General features: G+C 55.8%; 26 protein-coding genes. 24 read left to right on the forward strand and 2 right to left on the reverse strand.

Features of this window, described 5'->3' with window-relative positions; all coding sequences use genetic code 11:
* Nucleotides 1-45 precede the first annotated feature (45 nt).
* From alaS to nusB, 12 genes are all read left to right on the forward strand, one after another.
* A complete protein-coding gene (gene alaS / locus KBX14_RS01540; RefSeq protein ID WP_070477035.1) occupies nucleotides 46-2,712 on the forward strand; it encodes an alanine--tRNA ligase in 2,667 nt (888 codons plus the stop codon).
* 110 nt (nucleotides 2,713-2,822) lie between these two features.
* On the forward strand, nucleotides 2,823-3,317 hold the full coding sequence (gene ruvX, locus KBX14_RS01545) for a Holliday junction resolvase RuvX (protein WP_070362388.1): 495 nt from the start codon (nucleotides 2,823-2,825) through the stop codon (nucleotides 3,315-3,317).
* The gene (gene mltG, locus KBX14_RS01550) at nucleotides 3,314-4,480 is read left to right on the forward strand and encodes an endolytic transglycosylase MltG (protein WP_070477037.1); all 1,167 of its coding nucleotides are present in this window, start codon (nucleotides 3,314-3,316) and stop codon (nucleotides 4,478-4,480) included. The genes ruvX and mltG overlap by 4 nt, the downstream gene beginning before the upstream one ends.
* A complete protein-coding gene (locus tag KBX14_RS01555; RefSeq protein WP_070976829.1) occupies nucleotides 4,480-5,301 on the forward strand; it encodes a shikimate dehydrogenase in 822 nt (273 codons plus the stop codon). The genes mltG and KBX14_RS01555 overlap by 1 nt, the downstream gene beginning before the upstream one ends.
* A gap of 3 nt (nucleotides 5,302-5,304) precedes the next feature.
* Nucleotides 5,305-5,727 (forward strand): A24 family peptidase, encoded by a 423-nt coding sequence (locus KBX14_RS01560; RefSeq protein ID WP_083329543.1) that lies wholly within the window; start codon nucleotides 5,305-5,307, stop codon nucleotides 5,725-5,727.
* Nucleotides 5,728-5,749: 22 nt separating this feature from the next.
* On the forward strand, nucleotides 5,750-6,961 hold the full coding sequence (aroC, locus tag KBX14_RS01565) for a chorismate synthase (RefSeq protein WP_256008146.1): 1,212 nt from the start codon (nucleotides 5,750-5,752) through the stop codon (nucleotides 6,959-6,961).
* 50 nt (nucleotides 6,962-7,011) lie between these two features.
* Complete coding sequence (locus KBX14_RS01570; RefSeq protein ID WP_070977196.1) at nucleotides 7,012-7,548, forward strand: shikimate kinase; 537 nt, start codon at nucleotides 7,012-7,014, stop codon at nucleotides 7,546-7,548.
* Nucleotides 7,549-7,578: 30 nt separating this feature from the next.
* A complete protein-coding gene (aroB, locus tag KBX14_RS01575; RefSeq protein WP_070976834.1) occupies nucleotides 7,579-8,634 on the forward strand; it encodes a 3-dehydroquinate synthase in 1,056 nt (351 codons plus the stop codon).
* 4 nt (nucleotides 8,635-8,638) lie between these two features.
* Nucleotides 8,639-9,091 carry a type II 3-dehydroquinate dehydratase gene (aroQ, locus tag KBX14_RS01580; protein ID WP_070976837.1) on the forward strand — a complete coding sequence of 151 codons (453 nt, stop codon included), beginning with the start codon at nucleotides 8,639-8,641 and terminating at the stop codon, nucleotides 9,089-9,091.
* Nucleotides 9,082-10,173 carry an aminopeptidase P family protein gene (locus KBX14_RS01585; RefSeq protein ID WP_256000217.1) on the forward strand — a complete coding sequence of 364 codons (1,092 nt, stop codon included), beginning with the start codon at nucleotides 9,082-9,084 and terminating at the stop codon, nucleotides 10,171-10,173. The genes aroQ and KBX14_RS01585 overlap by 10 nt, the downstream gene beginning before the upstream one ends.
* Before the next feature lie 53 nt (nucleotides 10,174-10,226).
* Entirely contained in the window at nucleotides 10,227-10,790 is a 564-nt protein-coding gene (efp, locus tag KBX14_RS01590) for an elongation factor P (protein ID WP_070362395.1), read from the forward strand.
* Nucleotides 10,790-11,293: a transcription antitermination factor NusB gene (gene nusB, locus KBX14_RS01595; RefSeq protein WP_070362396.1), complete on the forward strand. Its 504-nt coding sequence runs from the start codon at nucleotides 10,790-10,792 to the stop codon at nucleotides 11,291-11,293. The genes efp and nusB overlap by 1 nt, the downstream gene beginning before the upstream one ends.
* A 58-nt stretch (nucleotides 11,294-11,351) precedes the next feature.
* Here nusB and KBX14_RS01600 read toward each other — a convergent pair whose 3' ends face one another.
* Nucleotides 11,352-11,801, reverse strand: a complete 450-nt coding sequence (locus KBX14_RS01600) for a YbjN domain-containing protein (protein ID WP_070362397.1) — start codon at nucleotides 11,799-11,801, stop codon at nucleotides 11,352-11,354.
* Entirely contained in the window at nucleotides 11,791-12,261 is a 471-nt protein-coding gene (locus KBX14_RS01605) for a hypothetical protein (protein ID WP_070362398.1), read from the reverse strand. Before KBX14_RS01605 ends, KBX14_RS01600 begins: the two co-directional genes overlap by 11 nt.
* Before the next feature lie 229 nt (nucleotides 12,262-12,490).
* Between KBX14_RS01605 and pyrR the strand changes: the two genes are divergently transcribed.
* The 12 genes from pyrR (at nucleotide 12,491) to KBX14_RS01665 (ending at nucleotide 26,749) form a co-directional block, all read left to right on the forward strand.
* The gene (pyrR, locus tag KBX14_RS01610) at nucleotides 12,491-13,060 is read left to right on the forward strand and encodes a bifunctional pyr operon transcriptional regulator/uracil phosphoribosyltransferase PyrR (RefSeq protein WP_070362399.1); all 570 of its coding nucleotides are present in this window, start codon (nucleotides 12,491-12,493) and stop codon (nucleotides 13,058-13,060) included.
* The gene (locus KBX14_RS01615; protein WP_070362400.1) at nucleotides 13,057-13,977 is read left to right on the forward strand and encodes an aspartate carbamoyltransferase catalytic subunit; all 921 of its coding nucleotides are present in this window, start codon (nucleotides 13,057-13,059) and stop codon (nucleotides 13,975-13,977) included. Before pyrR ends, KBX14_RS01615 begins: the two co-directional genes overlap by 4 nt.
* A gap of 2 nt (nucleotides 13,978-13,979) precedes the next feature.
* Complete coding sequence (locus KBX14_RS01620; protein ID WP_256041722.1) at nucleotides 13,980-15,260, forward strand: dihydroorotase; 1,281 nt, start codon at nucleotides 13,980-13,982, stop codon at nucleotides 15,258-15,260.
* 14 nt (nucleotides 15,261-15,274) lie between these two features.
* Nucleotides 15,275-16,420, forward strand: a complete 1,146-nt coding sequence (gene carA, locus KBX14_RS01625) for a glutamine-hydrolyzing carbamoyl-phosphate synthase small subunit (RefSeq protein ID WP_070477051.1) — start codon at nucleotides 15,275-15,277, stop codon at nucleotides 16,418-16,420.
* A 24-nt stretch (nucleotides 16,421-16,444) separates the two neighbouring features.
* Nucleotides 16,445-19,795 (forward strand): carbamoyl-phosphate synthase large subunit, encoded by a 3,351-nt coding sequence (gene carB / locus KBX14_RS01630; RefSeq protein ID WP_256041723.1) that lies wholly within the window; start codon nucleotides 16,445-16,447, stop codon nucleotides 19,793-19,795.
* Nucleotides 19,796-19,797: 2 nt separating this feature from the next.
* On the forward strand, nucleotides 19,798-20,598 hold the full coding sequence (gene pyrF / locus KBX14_RS01635; RefSeq protein ID WP_256041724.1) for an orotidine-5'-phosphate decarboxylase: 801 nt from the start codon (nucleotides 19,798-19,800) through the stop codon (nucleotides 20,596-20,598).
* A gap of 217 nt (nucleotides 20,599-20,815) precedes the next feature.
* Complete coding sequence (gene mihF, locus KBX14_RS01640) at nucleotides 20,816-21,139, forward strand: integration host factor, actinobacterial type (RefSeq protein WP_070363511.1); 324 nt, start codon at nucleotides 20,816-20,818, stop codon at nucleotides 21,137-21,139.
* A gap of 4 nt (nucleotides 21,140-21,143) precedes the next feature.
* Nucleotides 21,144-21,737, forward strand: a complete 594-nt coding sequence (gmk, locus tag KBX14_RS01645; protein ID WP_070362405.1) for a guanylate kinase — start codon at nucleotides 21,144-21,146, stop codon at nucleotides 21,735-21,737.
* A gap of 36 nt (nucleotides 21,738-21,773) precedes the next feature.
* A complete protein-coding gene (rpoZ, locus tag KBX14_RS01650) occupies nucleotides 21,774-22,076 on the forward strand; it encodes a DNA-directed RNA polymerase subunit omega (RefSeq protein ID WP_240492815.1) in 303 nt (100 codons plus the stop codon).
* A gap of 85 nt (nucleotides 22,077-22,161) precedes the next feature.
* On the forward strand, nucleotides 22,162-23,379 hold the full coding sequence (gene coaBC / locus KBX14_RS01655) for a bifunctional phosphopantothenoylcysteine decarboxylase/phosphopantothenate--cysteine ligase CoaBC (protein ID WP_256041725.1): 1,218 nt from the start codon (nucleotides 22,162-22,164) through the stop codon (nucleotides 23,377-23,379).
* A gap of 122 nt (nucleotides 23,380-23,501) precedes the next feature.
* The gene (gene metK, locus KBX14_RS01660; protein WP_070477058.1) at nucleotides 23,502-24,728 is read left to right on the forward strand and encodes a methionine adenosyltransferase; all 1,227 of its coding nucleotides are present in this window, start codon (nucleotides 23,502-23,504) and stop codon (nucleotides 24,726-24,728) included.
* Between the two features lie 11 nt (nucleotides 24,729-24,739).
* Complete coding sequence (locus KBX14_RS01665) at nucleotides 24,740-26,749, forward strand: primosomal protein N' (protein WP_256041726.1); 2,010 nt, start codon at nucleotides 24,740-24,742, stop codon at nucleotides 26,747-26,749.
* Nucleotides 26,750-26,765: the final 16 nt, after the last annotated feature.

A 26,765-nucleotide genomic window follows, 5' to 3' on the forward strand; every position in this document is an offset into this window, starting at 1 on the left:
GTAGAGTAGTTCGAGATTGATTCGAACTTGAAAGGAAACTACTCCGTGCAAACCCATGAGATTCGTGAGCGCTTTACGCAGCACTTCGTTCGTGCAGGACATACACCAGTTCCGAGCGCATCGCTTATCTTGGACGATCCGACACTGCTGTTCGTGAATGCGGGCATGGTTCCGTTCAAGCCGTATTTTCTTGGCCAACAGAACCCTCCCTTTGAACATGGGAAAGCGACTTCGATTCAAAAGTGCGTGAGAACGCTTGATATTGAAGAAGTAGGTATCACGACTCGCCACAATACGTTTTTCCAGATGGCCGGCAACTTCTCCTTCGGCCAGTATTTCAAGGAAGGCGCGATTACTCACGCATGGGAGCTGCTGACGGGCAGCGTAGAGGATGGCGGTTACGGCCTCGACCCAGAGCGGCTGTGGGTGACGGTGTATCTGGATGACGACGAGGCTGCTTCGATTTGGGAAAACAAGATCGGGGTAGATCCGTCGCATATCCAGCGAATGGGCATGGAGGACAACTTCTGGTCCATGGGTATTCCTGGGCCATGTGGTCCGTGCTCGGAGATCTACTATGACCGTGGCCCTGAATACGGTAAAGAGGGCGGGCCAATCGCTGACGATAACCGCTACATGGAGATCTGGAACTTGGTCTTCATGGAGTCGATTCGCGGTGAGGGCGACAAGAAGGGCAACTTTGAGCTCGTCGGAGAGTTGCCAAAGAAGAACATCGATACCGGGCTAGGCATCGAACGCGTTGCCTGCCTGCTGCAGGGCGTCGACAATGTGTATGAAACAGATCTGCTCCGCCCCGTTATTGACGCGGCAGTTGAGCTTACCGGCACTAAGTACGACGCAGGAGTGCACGAAGATGATGTAAGGTTCCGCGTGATTGCGGACCACTCGCGTACAGGCATGATGATCATTCTCGACGGTGTTACGCCGTCGAACGAGGGGCGCGGTTACATTCTGCGCCGCTTGCTGCGCCGAATTGTTCGCTCTGCACGTCTTCTAGGCGCAACTGGGAACGTGCTTGAGGTCTTCATGAACACCATTATGGATACAATGACGCCGTCGTTCCCGGAGATCGCGAAGAACCGGGAACGTATCCTGCGGGTTGCTTTGGCTGAAGAACGTGCCTTCTTGAAGACCCTCGAATCCGGTACACACCGATTCGACGAAACAGTCGAGCAACTGCGTGCATCCGGAGCGAAGACTCTGCCTGGCCAGCAGGCATTCGAACTCCACGACACGTACGGTTTCCCAATTGACTTGACGTTGGAGATGGCGCATGAGGCCGGACTTGACGTCGATATGGACGCATTTAACTCCGCCATGCAGGAGCAGCGAGCTCGGGCGAAGGCTGACAATAAAGCGAAGAAGCACCGTAACGTTGATGAATCGCTCTATCGGGAGTGGGTGGACAACCACCCGACCGAGTTTGTGGGCTATTCAGAACTTGAGCATGATGCCCGAGTCCTCGGTCTCGTCCGCGACGGTGACAAGGTGAACGAGGCTGCGGAAGGCGATGAGGTCGAGGTTATTCTCGACGTCACTCCGATGTACGCCGAAGCCGGTGGCCAGATGGCCGACCGCGGTCTGATTCGCGTTGGCGATACGATGTTGCAAGTTCACGACGTGCAGAAGATCGGCAAGAAACTGTGGGTGCACAAGGCAACCGTGGAACATGGCGGCATTGGCCTCGGCGATCAGGTACAAGCTGAAGTTGATGAGAAGTGGCGTCATGGGGCGCGACAGGCGCATACCGCTACCCACCTCATTCACGCTGCGCTACGTCAGGTGCTCGGCCCAACCGCTGTCCAGGCTGGTTCGATGAACAAGCCTGGCTACCTGCGTTTCGACTTCAACTACACCGAACAGCTGACTGATGCTCAGCTCCAGGAGATTGCAACCATTACGAACCAGGCGGTGGACGCAGACTTCGCGGTTAACACCATCGAAACTTCGCTATCAAAGGCGAAGGAAATGGGCGCGATGGCGCTATTCGGCGAGAACTACGGTGACCAGGTGCGGGTGGTAGAGATCGGCGGGCCGTTCTCTATTGAGCTGTGCGGTGGTACACACGTTGAGCACTCGTCACAGATTGGACCTGTTGCTGTGCTCGGCGAGTCTTCTGTTGGCTCTGGCGCACGCCGTATCGAGGCGTACTCCGGCATGGACTCCTTCCAGTACTTTTCGAAAGAAGCTGCACTGGCCTCGGGGCTCGCTGCCGAGCTCAAGACTCCAACAGGCCAGCTGCCGGAGCGCATTGCGCAGCTCACAGAGCGGCTCCGAGCTGCTGAAAAAGAGATTGAGAATTTGCACCGTCAGCAGTTGCTGTCGAAGACTGGTGAGTTCTTGGACCGCGCAGAGACCATTGGTGCGTACAAGGTGATTGCTGCGAAGCTGCCCGACGGTATCGAAGCTGGCGATGTTCGCACCTTGGCGAACGACCTTCGCGGAAAGCTGGAAGGTGAGGCCGCGGTCATTGCGCTGGCCTCTGATAACGGCGGCAAGGTGCCGTTCGTGTTTGCGGCTACCAGTGCGGCGGTAGAGAGCGGGATCAAGGCTGGCGAACTTGTGAAGTCCTTCGGTGAATACGTCAACGGGCGCGGTGGCGGCAAGCCGAACCTTGCTCAGGGCTCCGGCTCTTCCGCTGATGGTATCGATGCCGGCTTCAAGGCAATCCGCGACGTACTTGGTGCCTAAGCCCCGTAAGCACGGATCAATAGTGCGACACGCCGTATTTGGATATCCGTTGTCCCAAAAAACCAGTAGGTTTTAAGGGAAGGCACAGAGTAAACGGTTGGAGTGATGGTATGACGGTGCAGCCCGATCGCCCCGGGGTTCAAGATCCCGGGCCGGGACGTCGCCTCGGAATTGACGTCGGTACAGTTCGTATCGGTGTCGCATCGTCAGACCGTGATGCAAAGCTAGCGACTCCACTTGAGACTGTTGCCCGTGTTACAGGATTTAAAGATCGCGACGGAGCAGATATCGATAGAATCATCGACATCATCGACGAGTACAAGATCGTTGAAGTTGTTGTTGGTCTGCCACGCGATTTAAAAGGTCACGGCTCACGTAGCGTCAAACACGCGAAAGAGATCGCGTTCCGGATTAGGCGACGATCTGGGCTTCCCGTAAGAATGGCTGATGAACGTCTAACAACTGTTGCTGCAGCTCACGCCTTGCGTGCGAGCGGCGTGAACGAGCGCGCTGGTCGTAGTGTGATTGATCAAGCTGCGGCGGTTGAGATTTTGCAATCCTGGCTGGACGGCCGAACGAATTACTTCAAGGAGAATCAATCGTGACGACCCCAACAACCTCGAAACGACGTACACGGGGCACGGCGGTGCTCGTAACGTCGATCTTGCTGATCATTGGATTGATTGCCTGGATCGCGGTGATGCGTAACGGCACGAACGCCGATTTTAACGGTACCGGTAATGGTGAGGAACAAGTCGTCGAGATCCCCGAGGGCTCGAACATTTCGTCGCTGGGTCCTGAGCTTGAAGAACGTGGCATTGTTGCTTCGAACGGAGCGTTCCAGACTGCAGCTGCGAATAATGCGGACTCGGACAACATTCAGCCTGGATTTTACCGCTTGGAAGGTGAGATGAGTGCGGACAGTGCCGTGGCTGCGCTGCTCGACCCATCTAAGCGCGTAACGCCACTACAGGTTTATGGGGGTGCAACGCTCATGGATGTCAACGTCGTTGGTGGGCAACGGCGTCTTGGTATCTTGTCCATGATTCAGCAAGTTTCTTGTGGTGAAGAAGTCAAACCTGGTTGCGTTACTGTTGAAGAGCTGCACCACGTTGCGGCCGATGCGGATCCGGCGAGCCTCGGCGTTCCAGAGTGGGCACTCGAGGTAGTGAACGCTCGAGCGGGAGACGCGAAACGTCTTGAAGGACTTATTGCTCCGGGTGAGTACATCGTGGATCCAGGGGCGTCTGCCGAGGCCGTGCTCACTGATTTGATTACGCGATCTGCAAAGCAGTATGAAGCGACAGACATAGTCACGAGGGCAAAGTCAGTTGGATTGACTCCGTACGAACTCGTCGTAGCTGCATCTCTGGTTGAGCGTGAGGCTCCTGCCGGAGAGTTCGATAAGGTGGCTCGAGTTATCCTGAACCGTCTCAAAGAGCCTATGCGTCTCGAGTTTGACTCGACCGTCAACTATGGGTTGCCCTCTGTTGAGGTTGCGACGTCACGTGAGGACCGTGAGCGGGTCACTCCTTGGAACACGTACGCGATGGATGGACTACCGCAAACGCCGATTGCATCACCATCGATGGAAGCAATTGAGGCGATGGAGCGGCCTGCAGAAGGTGATTGGCTGTTCTTTGTGACCATCGATAAGGATGGCACGACAGTCTTTAACCGCACTTTTGATAAGCATTTGGAGGATACGCAGCGCGCGTATGACTCTGGCATTCTCGATTCTCAGCGCGAAGGAAATCGGGAGCAGTAATGTACCAAGCAGCCGTCCTCGGTTCCCCGATTAAGCATTCACTCTCACCGGTCTTGCACCACGCTGGGTATAAGGCTCTGGGGCTCGATGATTGGCGTTACACAAGGATTGAGTGCGTCGAAGCAGACCTTCCCAGGGTCGTGCTTGAGGCGGACGAGAGTTTCCAAGGGTTTTCAGTTACGATGCCCGGCAAGTTTGCTGCGTTAAAGGTCGCGGATCGGGCAACCGATCGGGCAATTGCGATCGGGTCCGCGAACACCCTGGTCCGCACACACCAGGGGTGGCGGGCGGATAACACTGACTGCGAAGGAGTGCTGTACGCGCTTCGCCGTTTGCTTGGCGGAGCAGATATCCAACGAGCGGTCGTGATCGGCGCCGGCGGTACTTCTCGGGCTGTGATTTGGGCCCTTCGGGAACGAGGGGTTGAGGAAATTACTGTTATCAATCGTTCAGATAGGAGCGGCGAGCTTCGAGGACTGACGGAAGGCATTAGGTGCAACTTCGTATCTTTTGACAGTGATCTTTTCAAAGTTACGGCTGCTGCTGACGTGGTTGTTTCGACTGTCCCCGCAGATACGCTGCGGCCCTATGTTCAGCAGCTGGCTCACGCCCCGTTGCTCGACGTCATATATGATCCGTGGCCGACTCCGCTGGTATCCCAATCTGCTGCGAACGGTTACAAAGCAGTCGGGGGGCTGACGATGCTAGCGGGGCAGGCGTTCTCACAGTTCGAACAGTTCACGGGACGCAATGCGCCGCGTGAAGAAATGGAAACGGCGCTCGTGGAGCATTGGAACGCGCTAGAGCAGCAAAGTCACTAGAAGATGGCGGGGGGAGTTGTTTGGGGCGCGGTCGCTCTGGGGTTGGCCTGGTCGATAGTGACATGCTGGTACGACCTGAAATACGCGCGGTTGCCTAATTGGCTCACGCTGCCACTGTGCGTTGTGGCTGTCATTGCCGTCGCGTTCGAGCCCTTCTTATCTGTGGGTATGCTTTGGCCTGCTACCTATTTGCTGTTTGGACAGGGCATTGGTGGCGGTGACATCAAACTCGCGCTTCCACTGGGCGTTGCTTCAGCAGCGGCTGGGGGATTCATCGGTGTTATTGCGGCGTTGTTTATAAGCAGCTTCTGCACGGTATGTTTCGCGTTACTCGTGAGGTCTCGCCGTGTTCCACATGGCCCGTCGATGGTGTTGGCGAGTTGGGCAGTAATTGGAATCTATGCCGGAAACTGCATCTTCTCATGAGAAGTGTGACAGAATAGCCATCATGTTTCGCTGGACCACTGCCGGAGAATCCCACGGCCAAGCCCTGATAGCACTTGTTGAGGATATGCCTGCTGGCGTGCCAATTACTGAGCAGGAGATCGCACATCAGCTCGCTCGTCGCCGTCTCGGGTATGGACGCGGCGCGCGGATGAAGTTTGAGCAAGACAAGCTGGAGCTGCTCGCTGGAGTTGTGCACGGCACCACGATTGGTAGTCCGATCGCGATTCAGATCGGCAATACCGAGTGGCCAAAGTGGACGACGATTATGTCTCCGCATCCGTTGGATACTTCGAATGAAGATGTGCAGAAGGCCATGTCGTCTGGGCGTGGTGCAAAGTTGACTCGGCCGCGACCAGGGCATGCGGATCTTCCAGGCATGATCAAATACGGATTCGATTCGGCACGACCTGTGCTTGAGCGTTCGTCAGCACGTGAAACGGCTGCGCGAGTCGCCGCAGGAGCGGTTGCGCGTGCGCTTTTGCGTGAGGCCCTGGGCGTTGAGGTGTTTTCGCACGTGGTTTCAATTGGGGACTCAGTGCCTGATCGTGACGTGTTGCCTTCGTTTGCTGACATTGATGCTATCGACGCCTCTCCGGTACGTGCCGCGAGCAAGGAAGCAGAAGCCTCGATGGTTGCGTGTATCGAATCCGCAAAGAAAGCAGGGGACACCTTGGGTGGAGTCGTCGAGGTAATTGTCGACGGCCTCCCTATCGGCCTGGGCTCCCACATCTCTGGGGAAGCACGCCTCGACGCTCAGCTTGCGGGCGCCTTGATGAGCATTCAATCCGTGAAGGGCGTCGAAATCGGAGATGGTTTTGAGACTGCTACGCGCAGAGGGTCGCAAGCGCACGACGAGATTACGTTGAAAGATGGCCGGGTTCAGCGGCTGTCTAACCGAGCCGGTGGCCTTGAGGGTGGTATGACCAACGGTGAGCAGCTTCGTGTGCGAGCTGCCTTCAAGCCGATTTCTACGGTGCCTCGCGCGCTGCAATCTATCGATATGGCTACCGGAGCGGAGGCCACAGGTATTCACCAGCGATCCGATATCTGTGCTGTCCCAGCGGGAGGCGTGGTTGCAGAGGCGATGGTGGCACTTGTGCTTGCGGAAGCGACATTGAAAAAGTTCGGTGGGGACAGTCTCGACGAGTTGAGGCGTAATATTGCGTCGTATCAGCAATACGTTGCGCAGCGCTTCCGTTTTGACGGGGAGTAGTCCGCAAAGAAAGGATGACTGTGAACGCAGATACAGGTTCCCGACCAGCCATAGACGAGGTTCTAGGGTCGTGCGAGTCCGGTATTCCAAAAGTCGTGCTTGTTGGCCCTCCAGGCGCTGGGAAGACGACGATTGGGCGTCGATTAGGGAGGGCATTGAACCTTCAGTTCGTGGATTCTGATTCGATAATCGAACAAGCTGAAGGTAAACCGTGCGGTGAAGTCTATGCATCGTTGGGGGAGGATGCGTTTCGTGATCTTGAGCACGAGGTTGTGAAGCAGGTATTAGGGAGCAAGGGCGTTGTGAGCCTAGGCGGTGGCGCTGTGGTTCGGCCTGAGACGAGAGCTCTGTTAGAAAACCACCTTGTCGTGTGGGTTGACGTCGGGGTGAAAGAGGGCACTCGACGGACTGCAGGAGACGGGACTCGTCCAGTGTTGGCAGCAGAAGACCCTGAAGCGCGTTACCAGGCGTTGCTTACTGAACGTGAGCCCTTCTACCGCGAGGTTGCTGACTACCGCGTTCGCACTGACGATCGTCCGCCACAGCGCATCGTTGCTGAAGTGTTAGGCGTCATCGATAGCGAATAGAACGATTCCTAGAGAGAAGAAAGGCGAGTCATGGCCGTAGTGGATGTTTGTGGGCCCCAGCCGTATCAGGTCTTCATCGACCACGACACAACTATGAAGGTCGGTATTCGCGTGCAGGAGCTTGGGGCGAGGAAGGCCCTGATCGTGCATCAACCTCCGCTAGCTGCCGTTGCACGAAGTATCGCGCAAGACTTAGAAAACAACAACATTGAACCCCACCTGGCGGCCGTCCCTGATGCGGAGGACGGCAAGAGCATTGCGGTTGCAAGTGAACTTTGGGATGTTCTTGGGCGTGCCGGTTTCTCGAGGCAGGACGCCGTGGTCACTGTGGGCGGCGGTGCAGCAACTGATATGGGTGGATTTATCGCTGCTACTTGGATGCGTGGCATTGACGTCGTGCATGTCCCAACTACATTGCTAGCAATGGTGGACGCCGCAGTAGGCGGGAAGACTGGGATGAACACAGCGGAAGGTAAGAACCTGGTCGGTGCATTTCATGAGCCGAAGGGCGTCTTCATCGACTTGGAACGCCTGTACACCCTTCCAGAAGAAGAGATCGTGTCTGGCTCCGCAGAGTTGATCAAGACGGGTTTTATCGCTGACCAAAAGATTTTGGATCTATTCCAGGAGGGTGCCTCTCGTCACTGGCCTGAGCTTATCGAGCGCTCTGTCGCTGTCAAAGCAGGCGTTGTCTCCGAGGACCTCAAAGAGTCGGGACTCCGTGAAATCTTGAACTATGGGCACACGCTTGGTCATGCAATCGAGCGTCGTGAGCAGTACCGTTGGCGGCACGGAAATGCTGTTGCTGTGGGAATGATGTTCGTTGCGTACCTTGCGCTGCAGCGAGGACTTATCGACGAATCGGTTGTTTCGCTACACCGTACGATCCTTGAAGCGGCTGGGTTGCCAACGCGCTACGAGCATGGCGTGTTCGATGAGCTCTATGAGGGAATGACCCGCGATAAGAAGAATAAGAACGGGCACATTCGGTTCGTGGTACTCGATGGTATCGGTTCTTGTACACGAATCGAAGACGCCACCAAAGAAGAGATGCGTGCTGCTTACGAAGCCATGATGGGGGACTAGCGCGATGATGATCCTTGTTCTCAACGGACCAAACTTGGATAGACTCGGCAAGCGGCAGCCCGAAATCTATGGCGCCGAAACCTTGGAGACACTCACACAGCGGCTGCAGAGCAAGGCTACAGCGGCAGGCGTGGATGTTGAGGTTCGTCAGTCCAACCACGAGGGCGACTTGATCGATTGGGTGCACGAGGCGGCTGACAGTAAATGGCCTGTCATCATTAATCCGGGCGGTTTTACGCATACATCAGTGGCGCTGCGCGATGCTGTTGTTGAGTTGGGAGACGGTCCGGGGTTTGTGGAGGTGCACATTTCGAATATTTTCTCGCGTGAGGCCTTCCGACATCATTCGTATTTGTCGCCGTTAGCGCGTGGCGTAATTGCCGGTCTTGGTCTGGAAGGTTACGAGCTTGCAATGCAAGTATTTATCAACGACTTGAAGGAGTCCCAATGGGTTTAGCAGATACTCGATTTGAAAACCGGCGCCGTAAGCTGGCGTCTCTTTTAGCTGGTCACCGGATCGACGACATGTTAGTAACCCATTTGACGCATGTCCGTTACTTGTCTGGATTCTCTGGTTCCAATGGTGCGCTATTGATCTCCAAAGACCGCTCAGCTCGTATCACAACAGACGGGCGATACGCGACGCAGGTCGCAGAAGAAGTTCCTGATATCGAGGCAACTATCACCCGAAAAGTCGCCACCGAACTGCTGAGCGTAGTTGTGGAGGGCCACCGCGTTGGGTACGAAGCAGACTATGTCAGTGCATCGCAGCTTGAGGCTCTGAAGCAGGCTTGTCCTGAAGGGGTGACGTTGGTGCCTGTCGCGCAACAAATCGAGGGAATTCGGTTAGTGAAAGATGAACTGGAGCTTCAACGCTTGGCTGAGGCCGCGGAGCTGGCATCGACAGCGCTTCGCGAACTAGTTGACGCCGGTGAGCTCGCAGCAGGACAGTCAGAGCGCCAAGTCGCTGCCAACTTGGAATACCGGATGCGATTGCTTGGCGCTGATCGCCCGAGCTTTGACACGATTGTCGCGTCGGGTTTGAATTCGGCTAAGCCGCACCATGGTGCCTCTGACCGCGTGATCGAAGACGGTGACTTTGTCACGATTGATTTCGGAATGTACCGTGCAGGGTTCAACTCCGACATGACAAGAACATTTGCGGTGGGGGAACCTTCTGCGTTTCTCCGCGAAATCTACGAGGTTACTCGTGAATCCCAGCAAGCAGGTGTCGAGGCGGCTGTTGCAGGTGCGAAGTTAGTCGACGTAGACAAAGCATGTAGAAGCATCATTGAAGACGCGGGCTACGGCGAATACTTCGTGCACTCGACGGGTCACGGTATCGGGTTGGATGTGCACGAGGGACCATACGCGGCGCTGACTGGCACTGGAGAGCTAGAACCATCGATGACCTTGACCATCGAACCGGGTATTTACGTTCCTGGGAAGGGAGGTGTCCGAATTGAGGACACCCTGATTATCACCAGCGGTGCACCACGTATTATCACCCAGTTCCCCAAGGAACTCATCGTGCTGTAGCATAATTGTGATTGCGAGAGCACATCTATTGTTAGAAAGAAGGAAGGCTTCAAGTGGCAACTACTGCTGATTTTAAAAACGGTTTGGTTCTGTTGGTAGATGGGAAACTCCAGCAGATTGTTGAGTTCCAGCATGTGAAGCCCGGTAAAGGCCCAGCTTTCGTTCGTACTAAGTTGAAGGATGTTGTCTCCGGCAAAACCGTGGACAAGACCTGGAACGCTGGCGTTAAGGTTGACACGGCAACGGTTGACCGCCGTGACATGACCTACCTGTACAACGACGGAACCAACTACGTGGTCATGGACGACAAGACCTTTGAGCAGTTCGAGCTTCCAGAAGAGAAGTTCGGTGATGCCGCAAAGTTCCTGCTGGAAAACATGCATGTCCAGGTCTCGTTCTACGAGGGCGACGCACTGTTTGCAGAACTACCGATCTCGGTCGATCTCAAGGTCGAGCACACCGAGCCGGGTCTGCAGGGCGATCGCTCCACCGGTGGCACCAAGCCTGCAACCCTGGAGACCGGCGCCGAAATTCAGGTCCCACTGTTTCTTGAGACCGGTAATGTAGTGAAGGTTGATACGCGTACTGGTGAATACCTTTCGCGTGTGAACAACTAATGGAGAATTTCAAACGCCATGGCGCACGATACCGTGCGCGTCGTAGAGCCGTCGATATCCTCTTTGAAGCCGAAGCTAGAGACATCGACCCGGTTGCTATTGTCGAAGACCGAGAGACGCTGTCTCAGAACCCGCTGAATCAAATTGCCCCGGTGGCTCCGTATACCCGGACCATCGTGGAGGGCGTGGCCCTTCAGCTCGATGATATTGACGACGCAATCGAGAAGTTTCTCAGCAGCGATTGGGAGTTGGATCGAATCCCCGCAGTGGATCGGCAGATCTTGCGCGTAGGTATCTGGGAGATCCTGTTCAACGCAGAGGTTGATGCCCCAATCACGATCTCGAATGCGGCTGAATTAGCTACGCAATACTCAGGTGCGAAAGCGGCACCGTATATCCACGCGGTGCTCGACGGAGTAATTCAATCGCAATCTGAAAATGCTCCAATGTCTCAGACTCACGCAGAAGAACCTGCTGACGGTCAGGAGGGCGAGGAAGCTTAACGAGTTTTCCGCTGTAAAAAAGTGGGAGGCAACGAATCAACGCGTTGCCTCCCACTTTTTAGTTTCCGCGTTGGGCGGCTTCAGCGATCGTTTCTGATAGCACTTTCATCATATTTTGTGCATAGAGCACCTGGTCGACACTACGGCGGAGAGCACTCGAAAGTTGTTCATCGGTCATGCCCGCGGCAACGTGTATCTCGCTTTCAGAACGGACAACTAGTGTCTCCCCTCTGTTTGCCACAACCGCGCGGCAACCGAGCAGCGAAGAGTTCGTCTGGTTCGCGGCGAGATAGAGTGAGGGATCTGTGGAGTCGGAAGGAACGTCTGTTTCGGCATCGGCGCGGACGATCAACACGGTGTCCAGGAGTACAAACAAGACATGGAAATCATTCAGGTTTGCATGCGCGACGCGCCCTGTCGGATCATCGGACAGTTCGATGCCGTGACCCCGCATTTGTTCAATGATGCGTTCGATCGTTACCTGGGGTGTAGAAGTACTAGTGCTCAACGTGGGGGTCCTTCCAGTTCACTAACGTGGGAAATGACGTTTCCAGAAAATCAAAAGCCTGCAGTGTTGATTCGATCGATGTGACGATAAATGCGCCCAATTGATCTGGTGTTAACCCGTTTGTGACGTCTGTCGTACGGATTGCGCTCACCGCCAGCGATGGTGCATCGCTTCCTGTTTCGTTTTCGAAGAAACGCAAGGTTGGCGCAAAATGGGTTTGGTTATGTTCGTTCATTGCCAAGAGCAAGTGTGAAGCCATTTCTTGTGGCACAGCACCGCGCCAAATGGATTCGAAAATCAGATAACTATCATCCAAAGCGCACACAGTCGCGCAGTTGACGAATCCGCTTCGCAAAATATTTTCTTCAATGCGGTACTCAAGGTCCTCATTTTCAAAAATGGCTGCAACATCTGCAAGCGAAACCGGACTGGGCTGGTCAGGGATTTGTTGCGTCGTCATTGTTCCAACCCTACCAATCATTCGTCGGCCAACTACCTATGCGGAATCCTGAGAAAACTTGGCGGGTACACCTGTATAGGGGAAGCGAGCAATCTAGTGAAGAGAATTATTGACCGATATAGCGAGACGCCTTTGTGAAGGTGCTAAGATTCTGACCAGTCTCAGCATAGACAAATACCAATTTCGACATCCTTTAAATTCCGCACAGCGAGGCGGGGAAGGAGGTTCGATGAGTGACAAGCAACGCGTGACGTCTGCGCTATTAAATGAGCGTGACGTTGAGCGAACAATTGCACGCATCGCGCACCAGATCATTGAAAAGAATGCGCTTGATTCGGAGTCTTCAGACACTCCAGTCCTATTGGGTATTCCTTCGGGGGGAGTGCCACTAGCAGAGCGGATCGCGGATGCGATTCAGTCGTTTACCGGGATCACCGTCCCCGTAGGCAGCCTGGATATTACGCTGTACCGAGACGATCTCCGAGACAAGCCTCATAGGGCGCTAATGCCGACGAACATTCCGGTTGAGATCAATAACGCAACGATAATCCTCGTAGATGATGTTTTGTTTTCCGGTCGGACCATCCGCGCGGCACTCGATTCGTTGCGGGATCTTGGGCGACCACGCACTATTCAGCTTGCAGTCCTAGTTGATCGTGGACACCGCCAACTACCAATTCGCGCCGACTACGTTGGCAAGAACATTCCAACCGCCATTGCTGAAGATGTCACGGTGTCTCTGACCCCAATTGATGACATCGATGCGGTGACGCTGACCAAGGAGGTCACCACCGAATGAAGCACCTGATTTCGATCGACGATCTCAGCGTTAACGACATTCACCTCATCATGGATGAGGCAGATCGGTTCCGAGAAACCCTCGAGGGTCGCGAGATTAAAAAGCTACCAACGCTGCGTGGACGTACGATCTTCACGCTGTTTTACGAGAATTCAACGCGCACGCGCTCCTCATTCGAGACTGCAGGTAAGTGGATGAGCGCTGACGTCATCAATATTTCTGCGTCCTCTTCTTCCGTGAAGAAGGGCGAGTCGCTGAAGGATACGGCCTCGACGATCGCTGCAGTCGGCGCTGACGCCATTGTCGTTCGCCACCCATCGTCTGGTGCAGCGAAACTCATTGCTGACTGGGTTCCTAATGTATCTGTTGTCAATGCGGGCGATGGCCAGAACCAGCACCCGACGCAGGCGCTCCTTGATGCGGTAACGATGCGTCAGAAGATTGGTGAAATCGCCGGCAAGAAAATCATCATTGTCGGCGATATTTTGCATTCAAGGGTCGCACGCTCCAACGTGCAACTGCTGTCGAAGCTTGGCGCGGATGTCGTACTCGTTGCACCACCAACCCTGTTGCCAGTTGGGGCGGAGTACTGGCCATGCCGTATCAGCTACGACTTTGATGCCGAGATTCCAGACGCGGACGTTGTAATGATGCTGCGCGTTCAGGCAGAGCGTATGCATGGCGGGTTTTTCCCATCGCACCGCGAGTACGCCACGCTGTTCGGACTCAGCAAACAGCGAGCACAGCAAATGAAACCTGGCGCCATCATCATGCACCCGGGCCCAATGCTGCGCGGTATGGAAATCAACTTTGATGTTGCAGACCGCGAAAATACTGCTGTACTGCAGCAGGTCTCAAATGGTGTTTATACGCGAATGGCTGTGCTGTTCGCTTTGTTGGCTGGAGAGGATAGCTAGAAATGTCAGTAATTGCATTGACAAACGTTCGGCCATACGGCGAATCCACCGTAAACGTCCTGATCAAAGATGGGCAGATTGCTTCGGTAGGGGAAGACGTCGATACCTCGAAGGCTGACGAAGTACTAGATGGTCAGGGTTGGGTGCTGCTGCCTGGCCTGGTGGACATGCACGTCCACCTCCGTGAGCCGGGCAGGGAAGATACGGAAACCATCGCTACAGGTTCCTACGCAGCTGCGAAGGGCGGTTTTACAGCCGTGTTTACGATGGCTAATACGCGGCCGGTGATTGACCAACCATTCCTTGCTGAAGCAGTGTGGAACAAGGGACAAAGCTACGGTAAGTGCGACGTGTACCCGGTTGGATCTATCACGCAAGGGCTTGAGGGCAAGCAGCTCACCGAGATGGGATTGATGTCGAAGTCCCATGTTCGTATGTTCTCGGACGACGGAAAATGCGTGAACGATCCACAAATCATGCGGCGCGCAATTGAATATGCGAAAGCATATGATGTGCTGCTCGCACAACACGCCGAGGATCACCGTCTGACTGAAGACGCCAGCGCTCACGAAGGGCCAATGGCTGCGAAGCTGGGCCTTCGTGGATGGCCGCGCGTAGCTGAAGAATCGATTGTCGCCAGGGACATGATCATGTCGCGCGATTACGGCGGACGTCTCCACGTCTGCCACGCTTCGACGGAAGGAACTGTTCAGCTCTTGCGCCTGGCGAAGCAGCATTCCTCAAAGATTACGGCGGAGGTTACACCGCACCATCTGCTGTTGACAGATGAGAAGCTGGAAACGTTTAACGGAAACTTCCGGGTAAACCCGCCGCTGCGTGAGCACAGAGACACAATTGCGCTTCGTGACGCTTTGCTGAACGGGATTATTGACGTAGTTGCGACGGACCATGCCCCGCACGGTTCGGAAGAAAAGTGTGTGGAGTTTGAACACGCGAAGCCAGGCATGCTGGGGCTCGAGACATCGCTGGCAATCATCGCGCGTGTCTTCGTTGAAGCGGGGTTGGCGGACTGGCGGTTCGTCGCAAAGGTAATGAGTGAGAGACCAGCTGAGATTTTGAGGCTGGAGGACCAGGGGAGACCGATTACTGCTGGCGAACCAGCAAACCTCACCTTGGTCGACCCGAATTCGCCGTGGACGGTAGAGCCGGAAGAGTTGGCGTCGAAAGCCTCGAACACACCATACGAGGGAATGCAGTTCAATGCGCAGGTCAAAATGACGATGCTGCGTGGAGCTATTACGTACCAAGCTGATAACGAGTAAAGGAACTAAACAATATGGTTAATGAACGTATCCCAGCGCTTCTCGTGCTTGGCGACGGAAAGGTTTTTCGAGGCTTCTCATTTGGGGCGAAGAAGCAGGTCTTCGGAGAGGCAGTGTTTAGCACCGCGATGACGGGCTACCAGGAAACGATGACTGACCCGTCCTACCACAAGCAGATCGTGACCCTTACAGCCCCACAGATCGGCAACACCGGTTGGAACGACGAAGACAATGAGTCCCACGACAACAAGATCTGGGCTGCTGGCCTTGTGATCCGCGATCTTTCCACCGTGCACTCGAGCTGGCGCGCAAAGCGCAGCCTTGCAGAACAGATGGAAAACGAAGGTATCCCGGGCATCTACGGGGTGGACACTCGTACTCTGGTGCGTCATCTCCGCAATCACGGCTCTATTGCGGCAGGAATTTTCGTCAGTGAAGACACCGAGCGTCCAGTCGATGAGCTAGTGAAGCTGGTGAACGAGCAGCCTGCGATGGCTGGGGCAGACCTCAGCGAAGAGGTCTCGACGAAGCAGCCGTACACTATCCCCGCTGAAGGCGAGAAGCGTTACACCGTCGTCGCCTACGATATGGGTATTAAGACTGCTACGCCTATGCAGTTTGCACAACGGGGCATTGAGACCGTCGTGGTGCCGGCAAATACTCAGCTAAAGGATATTGAACAGTACCGACCGGATGGTGTGTTCGTCTCGAACGGTCCAGGAGACCCATCCACCGCAGACGAAATGGTGGCGATTGTTCGCGATATTATCGCTGCTGAGATTCCGTTCTTCGGGATCTGCTTCGGTAACCAAATCTTAGGTCGTGCGCTTGGCCTCGAGACATACAAGCTGCGCTACGGCCACCGGGGAGTCAACGTTCCGGTGAAGAACCTGCGCACGGGAAAGATTGATATCACGAGCCAAAATCACGGTTTTGCCCTCCGCGGCAAGGAAGGCGACACATTCGAGACAGATTTCGGCCCGGCGTCCATCACACATGTCTGCCTGAACGATGGCACCGTCGAAGGCGTGGCATTGGACAACAACATGGCGTACTCCGTGCAGTATCACCCCGAATCAGCCGCCGGACCGCACGATGCGAACCCGCTGTTTGACCAGTTCATCTCGTTGATGGACTCGAAGAGCCCGAACAACCAGTAACCAGCATTAGAGGAGATTCACACAATGAAGCGCGAAGATATCAACCATGTGATGGTTATTGGCTCCGGGCCAATCGTTATTGGCCAGGCGTGCGAGTTTGACTACTCGGGGACGCAGGCTTGTCGCGTCCTGAAGGAAGAAGGGCTACGAGTCACGCTCATTAACTCGAACCCGGCAACGATCATGACGGACCCGGAGTTTGCGGATCACACCTATGTTGAGCCGATTGACCCAAGCTACATCGACATGATCTTGGCCCGTGAAACAGAGCAGGGGCATCCAGTCGATGCGATTCTGCCAACGCTCGGCGGTCAAACTGCCTTGAACGCAGCGATCCAACTTGAGCGCCAGGGTATCCTGGCAAAGCATAACGTGGAGCTTATTGGCGCAAACATCGATGCAATTGAGCGCGGTGAGGATCGGCAGAAGTTCAAGGACATCGTCGAGAAGATCGGCGGTGAATCTGCCCGCTCACGCGTGTGCTACTCGATGGGTGAAGTCCACGAGACTGTCCAGGAGCTTGGGCTTCCGGTCGTTGTCCGTCCTTCCTTCACCATGGGCGGTCTTGGCTCTGGTCTCGCGTTCACCATGGAGGACCTTGACCGCATCGCAGGTGGAGGACTTGACGCCTCCCCGGAAGCAAATGTGCTGATCGAGGAGTCTATTCTCGGCTGGAAAGAGTTCGAGCTTGAGCTTGTCCGCGACCGCAATGACAACGTCATAGTGGTCGCCTCAATCGAGAACGTTGATGCGCTTGGTGTCCACACAGGTGACTCTGTCACCGTCGCGCCGGCTATGACGCTGACGGATAGGGAGTTTCAGACCATGCGTGATCAGGGTATCGCCATTATCCGCGAAGTGGGCGTCGATACGGGTGGCTGCAATATTCAGTTCGCGGTGAACCCAACTGACGGGCGCATCATCACAATTGAGATGAACCCACGTGTCTCTCGCTCTTCGGCTCTTGCGTCGAAGGCGACGGGCTTCCCGATTGCAAAGATCGCCTCCAAGCTGGCTATTGGCTACACGCTGGATGAGATTCAAAACGACATCACCGGGGTGACCCCAGCCGCGTTTGAGCCGACGCTCGACTACGTCATCGTCAAGATGCCTCGCTTTACGTTCGAGAAGTTCCCTGGATCAGACGAGACGTTGGGCACCTCGATGAAGGCTGTTGGCGAAGCAATGGGCATTGGGCGCAACTACATCCAAGGCTTGAATAAGGTCATGCGGTCAATGGAAGAGAAGCCGAACGGTTTCTGGACGAAGCCGGATAGCTACTTTGCTGAAGGCCGTGAGAATGATGTGGATGCTGTCCTCCAGGATCTGCGCGTCCCGACCGATAAGCGCATGTACGATGTTGAACTCGCGCTGCGCTTGGGCGCGAGCATCGAGCAGGTCTACGAAGCCAGTGGGATTGACCCGTGGTTCCTCGCTGAGTTGGCAGCGCTCGTTGAGTTCCGCCAGGCGCTTATCGACGCCCCCGTTCTCGACGCTGAGATGCTCCGCGAAGCGAAAGTTTTCGGGCTCTCTGATGCACAGATTGCCGCGCTTCGCCCTGAGCTAGCCGGCGAAGATGGCGTACGATCACTCCGGTGGTCTCTTGGTGTCCACCCTGTATACAAGACCGTTGATACTTGCGCGGGTGAGTTCGAAGCGCAGACGCCGTATCATTACTCCGCGTACGAATGGGATCCGGAGGCAGAGTCTGAGGTCGCCTCCTCCGATAAGGAGAAGGTGCTGATCCTGGGCTCAGGCCCGAACCGCATCGGTCAAGGCATAGAGTTTGACTACTCGTGCGTCCACGCCGCGCTGGAGCTCTCGCGGGTTGGCTACGAGACAGTGATGATCAACTGCAACCCGGAGACCGTTTCCACTGACTACGACACGGCTGACAGGCTCTACTTCGAGCCTCTGACATTCGAAGATGTCATGGAGATCTATCGCGCTGAGTCTCTGTCTGGCACGGTTGCAGGGGTTATCGTGCAGTTGGGTGGTCAGACGCCACTCGGGCTCGCGCAGCGACTCGCTGACGCCGGGGTACCGGTAGTCGGAACTACCCCCGAGGCCATCGATTCCGCGGAAGACCGCGGCGAGTTTGGCAAGGTGCTCGACGCTGCCAAACTGCCTGCGCCAGCGTACGGTACCGCCGTTTCTTTCGAAGAGGCACGTCGAGTAGCAAATGAGATTGGATACCCCGTCCTTGTTCGTCCTTCCTACGTGCTGGGCGGCCGAGGCATGGAGATTGTCTACGACGAGCAAAGCCTTGAAGACTACATCAATCGCGCAACCGAACTCTCGCCGGATCACCCTGTGCTTGTTGACCGCTTCCTGGATTCCGCAATTGAGATCGACGTCGACGTGCTGTCGGATGGTAAGGACGTCTACCTCGGTGGCGTCATGGAACACATCGAGGAAGCCGGCATCCACTCCGGCGATTCGGCCTGTGCGCTGCCTCCGATGACCATTGGGCCAGAGGATATTGAAAAGGTGCGTCGTTCTGCAGAGGCGTTGGCGCACGGTATTGGTGTCACCGGTCTGATGAACGTACAGTTCGCGTTGAAAGACGACATCCTCTACGTCATTGAAGCCAACCCGCGTGCGTCGCGAACCGTTCCTTTCGTGTCGAAGGCGACCGGCGTACACCTAGCCAAGGCGGCTGCTCGTGTGATGATGGGTGCGACCATCGCAGAGCTGAAGGCCGAAGAGATGATCCCGAGTGACTACGACGGAGGCTCGCTGCCACTTGATCACCCAATCGCAGTGAAAGAGGCCGTGTTGCCGTTCAACCGCTTCCGTCGGCCGGACGGTGCGATGCTCGACACCATCCTTGGCCCAGAGATGAAGTCGACTGGCGAAGTGATGGGCTTAGCGCCGTCGTTCGGAGTTGCCTACGCGAAGGCCGAGGCAGCAGCCTTTGGCGCACTTCCGACGGAAGGCACAGTATTCGTTTCTGTCGCTAACCGTGACAAGAGAACCCTGATTTTCCCAATTCAGCGCCTTTCCACAATGGGATTCAAGATTCTGGCTACAGGCGGCACAGCCCAAATGCTGCGAAGGAATGGGATCCCTTGCGAGATCGTATTGAAGGCCTCAGACGTCCGAAACGGGGCGGAGGGCAAATCGATCGTCGACTGCATTAACGATGGTGAGATTGACCTGATTCTGAACACGCCCGCAGGATCTTCAGGTGCACGCCACGACGGATACGATATCCGCGCCGCAGCCGTTGCACACGGTGTACCACTCATGACGACAGTTCAGGGCGTTACCGCCGCGGTCCAAGGCATCGAAGCGCTTCGTGACAATGAAATCGCTGTCATGAGCCTTCAGGAACTTGAGTCCGAAACTCGGACTGAGAACGGAGATAAGTAGCCGTGTCCTTTGCGCTCGACTTACACAGTGCTGCCCGTGAACACGGGCAGCTGTGTGTGGGCATCGACCCGCATGCACAGATCCTTGAACAGTGGGGTCTCCCAGATACCGTAGATGGCCTTGCCGCGTTTTCCGATGCCTGCGTTGAGGCGTTTGCTGGCCATGCAGCTGTGGTCAAGCCACAGGTCGCGTTTTATGAACGATTTGGATCCGCAGGCTTCGGCGTCCTAGAGCGACTCATTCAACGCTTCCGGGAGTCACGAACGCTTGTGATAGCAGATGCGAAGCGAGGGGATATCGGTTCGACAATGCAAGGGTATGCCGACGCTTGGCTTCGACCGGGATCGCCCCTAGAAGTGGATGCCCTCACGCTGACTCCGTTTCTTGGCGTTGGTTCCCTTGCCCCTGCAATCAACACTGCCTTCGAGTATGGGAAAGGAGTATTTGTTATGGCTGCTAACTCGAACCCGGAGGCGCAGGAGTTCCAATCTCAACAGATAGACGGTGTAACAATTGCGCAGCAGATGGTTGATGCCTGTGAGGCGCTGAATAGCACGCACTGTTCAGATGTGGGGATTGTGGTGGGGGCGACGCTCTCATACGCGCTTGATCTTTCGAGGTTTACTGGGCCAGTCCTTATGCCAGGCGTTGGCGCACAAGGGGCTAGCTTTAACGACGTTCGTGAGATCGCGGGGAAGAGAATTAGGCAGTTTTATCCCAATATGTCACGTGGGATTCTTACTGCTGGTCCGGACCCAGATGAACTGCGAAAACGTGCTGTTGACCAGGCGAATTGGCAATAGAGATAGCTCGTATTTACCAGATTGCATAATTGCTGGTAGTTTAGTTGCGTCGATGCGTTGACGTGGCTAAACGCCATGCAATACATCATGAAGAAAACTTCCTAGTGCTACACTGGCTCGGAGCCGCTTGCTTAGTCCGGTACTATCGGGGCTGGTAAATCGCGGTCCGGTGCCAAAGCACTGGAGCAATAGAACTACTATCTACATGGAGGAAACCGTGGCACTTCCACAGTTGACCGATGAGCAGCGCAAGGCAGCACTTGAGAAGGCAGCAGAAGCGCGTAAGCAGCGTGCAGAGCTGAAGGCTTCGCTGAAGCGCGGCGACACGAACCTCGCTGAGGTTTTGGAGAAGGCAGCTACCGATGAAATCATCGGTAAGACCAAGGTCTCTGCGCTCCTGGAGGCTCTGCCAAAGGTTGGCAAGGTGAAGGCTCGCGAGATCATGGAAGAGCTTGAGATTGCACAGACGCGTCGTCTGCGCGGTCTGGGTGACCGTCAGCGCCGTGCCCTGCTTGAGCGCTTTGGTTTCTCCGAGGACTAATCCAGTGTCGACTCCCACTTCACGCGGTAATCTCGTAGTTCTGGCCGGCCCGTCAGCGGTAGGGAAGTCAACCGTTGTGCAGCGCTTGCGCACAGAAGTTCCTGAACTGTACTTCTCTGTCTCAATGACAACGCGCGCACCTCGGCCGGGCGAACAGGACGGCAAGGATTACTTCTTTGTTACGCCCGATGAGTTCCAACAGAAGATTGATTCGGGCGAGATGCTTGAGTGGGCAGATATCCATGGAGGGCTCCAGCGCTCCGGTACTCCAGCTTCTCCAGTGCGCGAGGCGTTGGAGGCTGGTCGGCCAGTCCTCGTCGAAGTCGACTTGGTTGGAGCTCGAAACATCAAAGGCTTGATGCCAGAGGCGGCCACCGTGTTCTTGGCCCCGCCGTCGTGGGAGATTCTTGTAGAGCGACTCACTGGCAGGGGCACGGAGACGCAAGAGGTGATCGAGCGTCGTCTGGAAACTGCCCGCAACGAGATTGCGGCACAGGACGAATTCGACAACGTCGTGGTCAATGACAACATCGATGACGCTGTCGCTGCTATAGTGGACCTTCTTGTGGGGTCTGACGGCCGAGACACTGACAATTAATTGAAGTACAACGAGAAGTAGGTTGAATTGAGCACGATCAACAGCGATCTGTTGCAAGATGGCTCTGCGGGCGACGCGGAAGAAAAAGCATACGACACCCCTGATGGTATTACCGCACCCCCGATTGATGAGCTACTGACGAAGGTTTCGTCGAAGTACGCCTTGGTAATCTTTGCGGCCAAGCGCGCCCGCCAAATCAACAGCTACTACCAGAACTCAGACGAGGGCGTTTTTGAGTTCATCGGGCCATTGGTGACGCCAGAGCCGGGTGAGAAGCCGCTTTCGATCGCGCTTCGCGAGATCAACTCGAGTTTGCTCGAGCACGAAGAGGGCATGTAACTCCCCGCACCCTCATATCACACACTTGCCCCGCAGTGGCTCCCTAATGGAAGCGGCTGCGGGGTTTTGCGTACACTCTTTTGCTATGAACGAAGTGAGCAAGGTAGTCGTTGGCGTTTCGGGCGGTATCGCAGCGTACAAAGCCTGTCAGATTGTTCGCGGATTTCGCGAGCAAGGGGTTGACGTACGGGTTATTCCGACAGAAAACGCCTTGAAGTTTGTAGGTGCGGCCACTTTTGAGGCGCTGTCTGGCGCTCCGGTAGACACTGATGTTTTTTCGCGCGTTGATGAGGTGCAGCACGTACGAATCGGGCAGGACGCGGACGTCATTGTGGTGGCTCCTGCTACTGCAGACTTTCTGGCGCGCGTGGCTGGTGGGCGCGCTGATGATCTCTTAACTTCCACACTGCTCATGGCAACGTGTCCCGTCGTGCTTGCTCCGGCAATGCATACTGAGATGTGGAACAATCGCGCTACGCAACACAACGTGTCGGTCCTTCGCTCTCGGGGGTACACCGTACTGGAGCCAGCGCATGGGCGGCTGACGGGCAAGGACAGTGGGGCAGGTCGGCTTCTCGACCCCTCGCAGATTGTCAAGCTGACAGAGACCGTGGCTGCTACCAGGCCAATTGAGCAAACGCTCAAGGGTAAAAGAGTGTTGATCAGTGCCGGAGGCACTCGGGAGCCACTCGATCCTGTCCGATTCTTGGGGAATCATTCCTCCGGCAAGCAAGGTTTTGCTCTGGCAGAGATTGCAGCACAAAGAGGTGCCCATGTTGATATCGTCGCGGGTGCCATTGACCACTTGAGCATCCCCGCTGGTGCTGAGATACATCGTGTCACTACTGCTCTCCAGATGAATGAGGCGATGCGCAGCCTTGCTCCACAAGCCGACATCATCGTTATGGCTGCTGCTGTAGCTGATATGAGGCCACGGCATGCGGCGCAGAAGAAACTGAAGAAAGATGATAACAGTCAAGAGCTTTCTCAGGTGGACCTGGTTGCAAACCCCGATATTTTGCAGGGACTTGGTGAGATGAGGAAAGAGGGGCTTACCTCTGCGACGATTGTTGGGTTCGCTGCGGAGACCGATAACGAACTTGAGAACGCCCGGCGCAAGCTGCAGCGCAAGGGAGTGGACGGTCTGATGGTGAATTCGGTGGCGCAAGGAGCTGTCTTCGGGCAGGCACACAATCAGGGGTGGTTCCTTGATAGTTCGGGTCGGGAACAGGCGATTCCGCATGGTACAAAGCTGGAAGTTGCAGTGCACCTGCTGGATAAGGTTGAGTCACTCCACATGTAGAAACGACGTTTGAATTATTAGACCGAGTGGTCTACTCTAAGGTGCATTGCATCAACGGTTGGCGATGGTACGTCTTCGCTGGCCATTCTCTGTAGGAACGAAAGAGCAAAAGGAAGACCGCTTTGTCTACACGTGATACTGGTACGTACTACCGTTTATTCACCAGTGAATCGGTGACTGAAGGTCACCCCGACAAAATCTGCGATGCAATTTCGGACGCGATTTTGGACGACATGCTCAAGCAGGATCCGTCCTCGCGTGTCGCTGTAGAAACCTTAGTGACGACCGGTCAGGTGCACGTGGTGGGTGAGGTACAAACCGAGGCTTACTCAAACATCGCCAAGATTGTCCGCGACAAGTTGGTCGGAATCGGGTTTTCTTCGTCGGAGGTGGGCTTTGATGGCCGTACATGTGGAGTGAACATCGCCATCGGCGATCAGTCTGCTGAAATTTCGGACGGCGTTAGTTTTTCTCAGGAGTCGCGCGAGAACGACACCATCGAAGCGCTCAACCAAACAGGTGCTGGTGATCAGGGGCTGATGTTTGGTTACGCTACGAATGAAACCGAAGAGTACATGCCGCTACCAATTGCGCTTGCGCACCGACTTGCGCGACGCTTGACCGAGGTGAGAAAGATGGGCACCGTTGTGGGCTTGCGCCCGGACGGTAAGACTCAGGTGACGTTCGCTTACGACGGCGACACCCCAGTGGCACTGGATACCGTGGTTATTTCCACGCAACACGACCCGGACTTCGTCGGAGAGGAACTCGAGAACGCGCTCCGCACCCATGTGCTCGAGTGGGTAATCGCTGACGCTGGGTTAGAGAAGTTCTACACGGATGACACCAAGCTGCTGATTAATCCCTCGGGTTCGTTTGTGCTTGGGGGCCCGATGGGAGACGCCGGGTTGACTGGGCGAAAGATCATCGTAGACACATATGGTGGCATGGCCCGGCACGGCGGTGGTGCGTTTTCCGGCAAGGATCCATCAAAGGTTGACCGCTCTGCTGCGTACGCAACTCGTTGGGTTGCCAAGAATATTTGTGCAGCTGGTTTAGCAGACCGCGTCGAGGTGCAGGTAGCGTACGCGATTGGGCGAGCAACCCCGGTTGGCCTCTACGTTGAGACGTTTGGCACCGCAGCTGAAGGACAGACGAACGAGTCAATTCAGCAGGCTGTGGAGAAGGTCTTTGACCTTCGTCCGGCCGCAATCATCAAAGAACTTGACTTGCTTCGCCCAATTTATGCCCAAACGGCTGCGTACGGTCACTTTGGACGCACGGATGTCGACTTGCCGTGGGAGCGTTTGGACAAGGTAGATGACCTGCGCGCTGCAGCAGGGGTATAAGGCCCGGCTGAATGTCGAAGCAGCCCGCAACCTTCCTTCCTGTCGCCAAGGTGCTACCCCAGCTTGGGTTGGCACATCTAGACCGCACCTTTGACTACTACGTAGCTGAGGAGCAGTCAGAAGATGCGCAGCCGGGAACGCGGGTGCGGGTGCGGTTCGCTGGTCGACTTGTTGATGGGTTGATTCTTGGCCGGACGGAGGCCCCTGAGCATGTAGGTAACTTGCGGTTCCTCGAGCGCGTGATTTCATCGGAGGTTGTCGCTCCAATCCAGTTACGCCAGCTTGTCGACGCACTCGCTGAGCGCTATGCCGGCGTCAGGTCTGATATCTATCGCTCAGCGATCCCTCCTCGGCATAAGAAAGCTGAAGAGACAGACACTTCTACATCTTGGGCGGAGCTTGGTGAGGCCACCGAGCCAGATCTTTCGGGATGGAGTACATATCAATACGGTGAATCATTCGTCGATGCTGTGCTTGCCAGAAAGCTAGTGCGAGCAGCGTGGCAGGTTGCACCAGGTGCTCCGTGGGCAGGTCCTGTTGCTGCTTTGGCTGCAAAAGTCGCGCTTGACGGTGGCGGAGCACTCATCGTCGTACCGGACCAGCGAGATGTAGATAGCCTCGAAGCACAGTTGAAGAAGGTGGTCGGGCCTCGGCAGATAAGCACGCTCACTTCTGCACAGGGTCCGCAGGCAAGGTATTCACGATATCTTTCGGCATTGCATGGGCAGGCCCGAATCGTGGTGGGGACTCGCTCTGCCGCGTTTGCGCCGGTACAGGATCTTCGACTGCTTGTGCTCATGGATGACGGCAACGACAATCTTGTTGATCCGCGTGAGCCGTATGTGCATGCTCGCGAGGTCTTGACGACGCGCTCCGCGCTTGAGCACGTCCCTTTAATCATCGGTGGTGTCGCAAGAACTGTAGAAACCCAAATGCTGGTCGAATCGGGTTGGATGCATGGGTTGGAGGCGTCGAAAGGCACGATTCGAGAGCGGATGCCGCGGATCTATGCAGCGGGGGATTCCGACATCGCACTAGAACGTGACCCACGTGCAAGGCAAGCAAGGCTTCCTTCTGCGGCGTTCCAAGCAGCAAAGCGGGCTCTTGAGCGTAATCGCCCGGTGCTGTTTCAGGTGCCTCGTGCTGGATACATTCGTGCGCTGGCTTGCGGTGATTGCCGCACCCCATCGCGGTGTCGTGCGTGCAATGGACCGCTCGAGTTGCCACAAAGTGGGGATGCCTCCGCACCAACCTGCCGGTGGTGTGGCCGCATAGATCCGTCTTATCGTTGTGTTGCATGTGGTTCGCGAAAGCTGCGCGCAGTGGTATTGGGCACAGACCGGACAGCAGAGGAGCTTGGCCGAGCATTTCCTCATGTTCGTGTGCGGAACTCCTCGGGCGAGAAGGTACTCGCTGAGGTTGAGCCTCAGGCACAGCTTGTTGTAGCCACGCCCGGCGCGGAACCCGTAGTGGAAGGCGGGTACGGAGCAGCGGTGCTGATGGATGCGTGGGCGCTGCTGCAACGTCCAGACTTGCGAGCGGCTGAAGAGACATATTCGAGATGGATAGCGGCTGCAGCGCTGGTTGAGCCCCATGAACGCGGCGGGGAGGTCGTCGTGACCGCTGATCCGGGAATTGCGGTTGTGCAGTTCTTCCTGCGCTGGGATCCGTCCGGCTATGCGGCGCTTGAGCTTGGACATCGAAGAGAGGTTTCGTTTCCGCCAGCTGCTCACGTAGCAGTGGTGGACGCACCACGTGTCGCTTTGGAAGATTTTTTCGCACATACGACGCTTCCTTTAGCTGCTGAGTTATTGGGGCCTGTCGACTTACCGAGCGGGGTCTCATTACCTGGCACTTGGGACGAGCAGCAGTTCGGCCCTGCGCAGCGCATGCTGGTGAGGTGCGCAGTGCAAGAACGGAATGAGCTAGGTCGTGCTTTACGGGCTGGAGTGATCAGTAGAGCGACGCGCAAGCAGGATTTACCGCTGCGGGTGCAGGTTGACCCTCTGCATATTGGATAGTGTTGCGCCCGTGGAG

The sequence above is a fragment of the Corynebacterium sp. CCUG 61414 genome, assembly GCF_024453945.1.
Taxonomy (GTDB): Bacteria; Actinomycetota; Actinomycetes; order Mycobacteriales; family Mycobacteriaceae; genus Corynebacterium; species Corynebacterium pseudogenitalium.

Coding starts and splice junctions, on each gene's coding strand:
- nusB (WP_070362396.1), top strand. CDS start 10,790: ATGGAGAATTTCAAACGCCATGGCGCACGATACCGTGCGCGTCGTAGA.
- KBX14_RS01620 (WP_256041722.1), top strand. CDS start 13,980: ATGTCAGTAATTGCATTGACAAACGTTCGGCCATACGGCGAATCCACC.
- KBX14_RS01665 (WP_256041726.1), top strand. CDS start 24,740: ATGTCGAAGCAGCCCGCAACCTTCCTTCCTGTCGCCAAGGTGCTACCC.
- KBX14_RS01555 (WP_070976829.1), top strand. CDS start 4,480: ATGTACCAAGCAGCCGTCCTCGGTTCCCCGATTAAGCATTCACTCTCA.
- pyrR (WP_070362399.1), top strand. CDS start 12,491: ATGAGTGACAAGCAACGCGTGACGTCTGCGCTATTAAATGAGCGTGAC.
- coaBC (WP_256041725.1), top strand. CDS start 22,162: ATGAACGAAGTGAGCAAGGTAGTCGTTGGCGTTTCGGGCGGTATCGCA.
- aroQ (WP_070976837.1), top strand. CDS start 8,639: ATGATGATCCTTGTTCTCAACGGACCAAACTTGGATAGACTCGGCAAG.
- aroB (WP_070976834.1), top strand. CDS start 7,579: ATGGCCGTAGTGGATGTTTGTGGGCCCCAGCCGTATCAGGTCTTCATC.
- KBX14_RS01615 (WP_070362400.1), top strand. CDS start 13,057: ATGAAGCACCTGATTTCGATCGACGATCTCAGCGTTAACGACATTCAC.
- carB (WP_256041723.1), top strand. CDS start 16,445: ATGAAGCGCGAAGATATCAACCATGTGATGGTTATTGGCTCCGGGCCA.
- aroC (WP_256008146.1), top strand. CDS start 5,750: ATGTTTCGCTGGACCACTGCCGGAGAATCCCACGGCCAAGCCCTGATA.
- KBX14_RS01585 (WP_256000217.1), top strand. CDS start 9,082: ATGGGTTTAGCAGATACTCGATTTGAAAACCGGCGCCGTAAGCTGGCG.
- ruvX (WP_070362388.1), top strand. CDS start 2,823: ATGACGGTGCAGCCCGATCGCCCCGGGGTTCAAGATCCCGGGCCGGGA.
- KBX14_RS01605 (WP_070362398.1), bottom strand. CDS start 12,261: ATGACGACGCAACAAATCCCTGACCAGCCCAGTCCGGTTTCGCTTGCA.
- KBX14_RS01560 (WP_083329543.1), top strand. CDS start 5,305: ATGGCGGGGGGAGTTGTTTGGGGCGCGGTCGCTCTGGGGTTGGCCTGG.
- carA (WP_070477051.1), top strand. CDS start 15,275: ATGGTTAATGAACGTATCCCAGCGCTTCTCGTGCTTGGCGACGGAAAG.